Source organism: Brevibacterium sp. 2SA, assembly GCF_005502845.1.
Lineage (GTDB): Bacteria > Actinomycetota > Actinomycetes > Actinomycetales > Brevibacteriaceae > Brevibacterium.
Window position 1 is genome coordinate 1 of the sequence record NZ_SCMW01000095.1, and the last position, 5,868, is coordinate 5,868.

The 5,868-nt window shown below is 69.6% G+C and carries 3 protein-coding genes and 1 riboswitch; of the genes, 1 reads left to right on the forward strand and 2 read right to left on the reverse strand.

Annotation, left to right across the window (positions count from 1 at the left end; all coding sequences use genetic code 11):
* Window positions 1-36: 36 nt before the first annotated feature.
* Window positions 37-1,866, reverse strand: coding sequence for a phosphomethylpyrimidine synthase ThiC (gene thiC / locus FFS20_RS17550; protein ID WP_137827063.1), 1,830 nt, complete (start codon window positions 1,864-1,866; stop codon window positions 37-39).
* Window positions 1,863-1,973: riboswitch (TPP riboswitch) on the reverse strand. (Overlaps the previous gene by 4 nt.)
* 617 nt (window positions 1,974-2,590) lie before the next feature.
* Window positions 2,591-3,940 (reverse strand): M18 family aminopeptidase, encoded by a 1,350-nt coding sequence (locus FFS20_RS17555; protein ID WP_137827064.1) that lies wholly within the window; start codon window positions 3,938-3,940, stop codon window positions 2,591-2,593.
* 245 nt (window positions 3,941-4,185) lie between these two features.
* On the opposite strand from FFS20_RS17555, the gene FFS20_RS17560 reads away from it, so the two are divergent.
* On the forward strand, window positions 4,186-5,763 hold the full coding sequence (locus FFS20_RS17560) for a DUF1684 domain-containing protein (RefSeq protein ID WP_232623820.1): 1,578 nt from the start codon (window positions 4,186-4,188) through the stop codon (window positions 5,761-5,763).
* The last annotated feature ends 105 nt before the right edge of the window (window positions 5,764-5,868 follow it).

Genomic DNA, 5,868 nt, shown 5'->3' on the forward strand with positions numbered 1-5,868 from the left:
CCTCAGTCATGCCCGGACCTCAGCCCTGCCCGGACCTCAGCCCTGCCGCGGACCGATCGTCGGTTCGGGCAGATAGACCTCACCGCCGGCGGCGAGGAACTCCCGGCTCTTGGCCTGCATGCCGGCGATCGCGGCCTGCGCCTCGGCGCTGCCGTACGTGTCGCGGATGTCCTGGGAGATGCGCATCGAGCAGAACTTCGGCCCGCACATCGAGCAGAAGTGCGCGGTCTTCGCCGGTTCCGCCGGCAGCGTCTCGTCGTGGAAGGACTCGGCGGTCTCCGGGTCGAGGCCGAGCGCGAACTGGTCGCGCCAGCGGAACTCGAACCGCGCCTTCGACAGCGCATCGTCCCGGGCCGTCGCCCCCGGGTGGCCCTTCGCGACGTCCGCGGCGTGGGCGGCGATCTTGTACGTGATCACCCCCGTCTTGACGTCGTCGAGGTCGGGCAGTCCCAGGTGCTCCTTCGGGGTGACGTAGCAGAGCATCGCCGTGCCGTACCGGGCGATCTCCGTCGCCCCGATCGCCGAGGTGATGTGGTCGTAGCCGGGCGCGATGTCCGTGACGAGCGGACCCAGGGTGTAGAAGGGGGCGCCGTCGCAGAGCTCCTGCTGGCGCTCGACGTTCTCCCGCACGAGATGGAGCGGAATGTGGCCGGGGCCCTCGACCATGACCTGGACGTCGTGCTCCCATGCCCGCTTCGTCAGCTCGGCGAGGGTGTCGAGTTCGGCGAACTGGGCGGCGTCGTTGGCGTCGGCGATCGAGCCGGGGCGCAGCCCGTCGCCGAGGGAGAACGCGACATCGTAGGCCGCGAAGATCTCACAGAGCTCGTCGAAGTGCGTGTAGAGGAAGTTCTCCTCATGGTGGGCCAGGCACCATCCGGCCATGATCGACCCGCCGCGGGAGACCATTCCGGTCACGCGGTCGGCGGTGAGCGGGACGTAGCGCAGCAGCACACCGGCGTGGACGGTCATGTAGTCGACGCCCTGCTCGCACTGTTCGATGACGGTGTCGCGGTAGATCTCCCAGGTCAGCGCCTCGGCGTCGCCGTCGACCTTCTCAAGCGCCTGGTAGATCGGCACGGTGCCGATGGGGATGGGGGAGTTGCGGATGATCCACTCGCGGGTGGTGTGGATGTCGTTGCCCGTCGAGAGGTCCATGAGGGTGTCGGCACCCCACTTCGCGGCCCACTGGAGCTTCTGCACCTCCTCGGCGATCGAGCTCGTCACCGCCGAGTTGCCGATGTTCGCGTTGATCTTGACGAGGAACGCCTTGCCGATGATCATCGGCTCGGATTCGGGGTGGTTGATGTTCGCGGGGATGATCGCGCGCCCGGCAGCGACCTCGGAGCGGACGAGTTCGACGTCGCACTGCTCGCGGATCGCGATGTAGCGCATCTCGGGGGTGATGATGCCCTGCCGGGCGTAGTGCATCTGCGTGACGGTGCGTCCGGGCTTCGCGCGCCGAGGCGTCCGGTCGGGCCCCTGCCACTGCTGGGAGGGTGCGCCGCGGCGGACGGCTGCCCGCCCGTCGTCCTCGATGAGGTGGCCGCGGGCCGCGTAGTCCTCGGTGTCGTCGCGGTCGGCGATCCACTCCGCGCGGTGCGGGGGCAGGCCCTGTTCGGGGACGGCGCCGGGCCCGACGGTGCGGTAGACGTGGACCGGCTCGTTGGGGCGGCCGTTCGTGTCGTCGAGGTCGATGCGGGTGACGGGCACGCGGATGCCGTGCTCACGGTCCTCGACCCAGGCCAGGGAATGGGTGGGGTACTGCTCGAGAGCGAAACCCGCGGGGGTGCTCGCGGAGTTCTCGGCCGGTGCCGTCGGGCGCGGGGCAACGGTGGGACGGGTGGTTTCTGGGGTGGGCGCAGTCATCTGCGATCCTCTCTTCCTCCGCCGGTATCAACCGGATCAGGTTCAACGGTCTCGAGCGGTCTCAGCTCGATCTCAGCCCTCTTCCGAAGGCCCCCGTGGGGTCACACAACGACTATCACGGTGTGGGCGCCGCCACAAAATCACCCGCGGCAGGTGTTCACTGCGCGAGACGGTGGACGCGCGGTCGCCCGATTTGGTGCCTCAGTTTCAGCGTGCCCAAGTGGACGCGCCCCAGTGGGTGTGCCCCGGTGGACGGGCTCCTGCCGACGTGCCTCGGTGGACGTGCCCAGCGGACGCGCCCTGGGGGAAGTACCCCAGTGGGCTCGCCTCGGATTCCTGCGCACGCTGGACGCCTGCGGCATCGTGCCTGCAGGCCTGCTTCCACGCGCATTGTGCGTGCGCGCCCCGCTCGCTGCGTCATCGTGCGTGCAGCATCGCGCCTCGGCGGACGCACTCCCGCGACTTCGCTGACGGGGTGTCTGCGGGCGTGCGCCGGTGCTCGTCCTCGGGGTGCTCGTTCAACGGCGAGCGTGAATATCGCCGCCTCGGCGAATCTGCCGGCGCTCGTTCAACACGGAGCGTGAATATCGCGTCTTTGGGGACGCGATATTCACGCTTCGTGTTGAGTGAGACTCAGGGGTGAGTGAGGCTCAGGGGTGAACGAGGCGCTGCGTTGAACGAGCAAGCGCTCGCCCCCTGTGTCGGCTCCCGCAGGCGCGGCGCCTCACGCCCCCTGGAGGAACGTTTTCGCGACCGCGCCGAGCGCGACGACGTCGCTGATCGCGCACATCTCCCGCGCCGAGTGCATCGAGTAGAGCGCCGGTCCCACATCGACCGTCGTCATGCCCATGCGGGTGGCCGTCAGCGGTCCGATCGTCGACCCGCACGGCACCGAGTTGTTCGAGACGAAGTCCTGGTACTCGACCCCGGCGGCTGCACAGGCGCGGGCCCACGTCGCCGTGCCGACGGCATCGGTGGCATACCGCTGCTGGGCGTTGAGTTTGAGCAGGGGCCCCGCACCCAGGCGCGGACGCACGTGCGGATCGTGGCGTTCGGGGTAGTTCGGGTGGGCGGCGTGTCCGGCGTCGGAGGACACGCACACCGAGGCGGCCAGTGCGGCGAGGTAGTCACTGCGGTTCGCCTCGGGGAAGAGGGCGGCGACGATCCGCTCGGTGACGTCGGAGAGGAACGGCCCGCTCGCGCCCGAGCGCGAGTTCGACCCCACCTCCTCATGGTCGAACCCGGCGAACAGGGCCACCGCATCGAGCGCCTCGGCGTCGAGGGACGTCATCGCGGTCACCCCGGCGTGGACGGAGAGGAGGTTGTCGAGTCTCGGGGAGGCGAAGAACTCGTCCGCGGCGCCGAAGAGCGCGGGCTCCTGCGCGGGGATCGTGTAGACGTCGTGGCCGACGATGAGTTCGGGGTCGACGCCGGCGGAGGCGGCGAGGATCTCGAGGACATCGGCCTCGGCGAGGTCGGCGAGACCGACGATCGGGGTCGTGTGCCGCTGCTTGTCGAGGGTGAGGCCCTCGTTGACCTGCCGGTCGAGATGGATCGCGAGCTGCGGGATGCGTGCGATCGCCGGCGTGTGCGCGAGGACGACGCTGCCGTCGGCGAGGCTGAGGCGCCCGGCGAGGGCGAGCTCCCGATCGAGCCACGAGTTGAGCAGCGGCCCGCCGTAGATCTCGACACCGAACTGGCGCACGCCTTCGGCGACGAACTCGTCACCGGGCTTGAGTTTGAACGCCGGCGAATCGGTGTGGGAGCCGAAGACCCGGAACGGGGGCACCGCCGAGGCGGTCGACCCGTTCGCGGTCGAATCGGCTTCCGCTGCGTCAATCCGCCCTGTCGGGGCCATCCAGGCGATGATCGCGCCGTCGCGGATGACGTAGTACCCGTGGCCGACCTCAAGGGTCCACGGCTGACGTTCGTCGAGTCGGGTGAACCCGGCGGCGTCGAAGCGCTCGGCCGCTGCGGCAGTGGCATGATAGGAGCTGGGAGAGGCCGTGACGAAAGCGGAGAGGTCGGCTGCGACCTGCGCGTTTGCTGTCTGATCCGTGGATGGAGTGCTCATCTGAACAGCCTATCCTTTGGGGTAGCTTCGACCACAGGGGCCGAAGCGCCAGCGGTCGCCCGAAGCGGACGATCAGCGGTCGTCCGACGTGGATGGTCAGCGGTCTCCCGCACCGGGCGGGCCGGCGGTCGTCCGACATGGACGGTCAGCGGTCGTCCGAACCGGGCGGGCCGGCGGTCGCCGAACGTCGACGGCCGGCGCGGACGAGCGTGCAACGACGAGTGAGAATGCGAGGAGTGTTCGACGTGAACCAATTCGTGGCCGAGTGGAATACGTGGCGGGACTCGCGGAACTCCTCGTTGGCGACGCCCTTCGGGTGGCTCAGCGTCGTCGGGCTCCACTGGCTCGACGAGGAGTCGACGTGGCCGGGAGCGCCGGGAACGTTCACCGTCGACGACGACGGCTGGGTCACCCTCGCGCTCGATCCCGGCACGAAGGCCGGCCCTGCGGCCGCGACCTTCGATCTGCTCAGTGCCCCCACCGAGGCGGCTCCCACCTCCCACGACCTCACCGACACCGGCCCCGGCACCAGGCCCGAGGCAGGCACCGATCCCCGTTCAGGCACCGACGCGGAATGGGAGTCCGGGTCGACGCGCACGGCCGTCCGCCTCGGCGCCGATGACATTCCGCTGCCGGAGTCTCCCCAGGTCAGGGTCGAGGACAACGGGTTCAGCGCGAAGCTGCCGACCGGCGGGTCGCTCGACTGGTTCACTGTCGGCCATGTCCTCTATGAGCTCATCGAACGCGGCGGTCGCCTCGGTGTGCGCATCCGCGACTCGAAGTCGCCGCTGCTCGCGAAGTTCGTCGAGGTCCCCGTCTTCGATCCGAACCGGGACTTCGTCTTCCTCGCCCGCTTCACCCCCTTCGACGAACCCGAGATCCGGCCGGTCGCCTCGGCGCAGGAGAACCTCACGCTCGAGACGATGCTCGTCGGCACCGTCACCTTTACCACGCCCGCCGGGGAGGTGTCGCTCGTGGCCTCGGGGTGCCCGGCGACGGGACTCCAGCTCGACTTCCACGATGAGACGAACGGGCGGTCGACGGCGGCGTGGCGGACCCTTGACCTCGGCATTCCCAACGCCGACGGGTCGCTCGTCGTCGACTTCAACCGTGCGGTCAACTACCCGTTCGCGTTCTCCGCGTTCGCAACCTGCCCGGCCCCGGTCGCCGGCAACGACGTGCCGTTCGCCGTCACCGCCGGTGAGCGCCGGCCCCCGTTCTTCTACTCAGAGGCCGGCATCAACGTGCCGTTCCTCTTCTACTCGTGGTGGGACGAGGACAGCGCCCGCGTGACCCGGCCGTGGTACGACCGGTTCGGGCTCGACATGACGATCCTCAACCCGAACGAGAACGATGAGGAGCAGTCCCTCGTCGGCTTCGACGGGGTCGCGATGTCCGGCGGCGACGTCACGCCGCTGACCCGGAAGGCCAGGTCGCGGCTCGTCAAGGTCGCCACCGACGCGCTGACCTCGCGCCTGCCGGTCATCGGGATCGGGGCGTACGCGGAGTTCCTCGTCACCGCCCAGCGGGAGCTGCGCGAACAGCAGGGATACGCCGAGGCGGCCCCGGAGATCCCCGCCCCCACGCCGGGTCGCCTGCAGATCGTCATGAACTCCGAACTCGATCCGCGGGCCGTCGGCCTCGACGTCGTCCACACGGATCCGACGGGTCTCATCGTCGCCGAGGTCGACCTCGAGCTGCCGCTCGAATCACGGTTCGCCGAGCTCGAGGAGTTCGCTGCCGCGCTGCGGGCGGGCTCGCCGATCGCCAGCTGGCAGGAGTTCGACTACCGGGTCGTCACGATGATCCGCCGCCACCGGTGAGCCGCGGGGCTCTGAGCCCCGCAGACCCCTGCGCCCCAAGCGAGGGACTGAGCCCCACGGCTCCTGCGCCCCAAGCGTGGGACTGAGCCTCACGCACCCGTGAGC

Coding starts and splice junctions, on each gene's coding strand:
- thiC (WP_137827063.1), bottom strand. CDS start 1,866: ATGACTGCGCCCACCCCAGAAACCACCCGTCCCACCGTTGCCCCGCGC.
- FFS20_RS17555 (WP_137827064.1), bottom strand. CDS start 3,940: ATGAGCACTCCATCCACGGATCAGACAGCAAACGCGCAGGTCGCAGCC.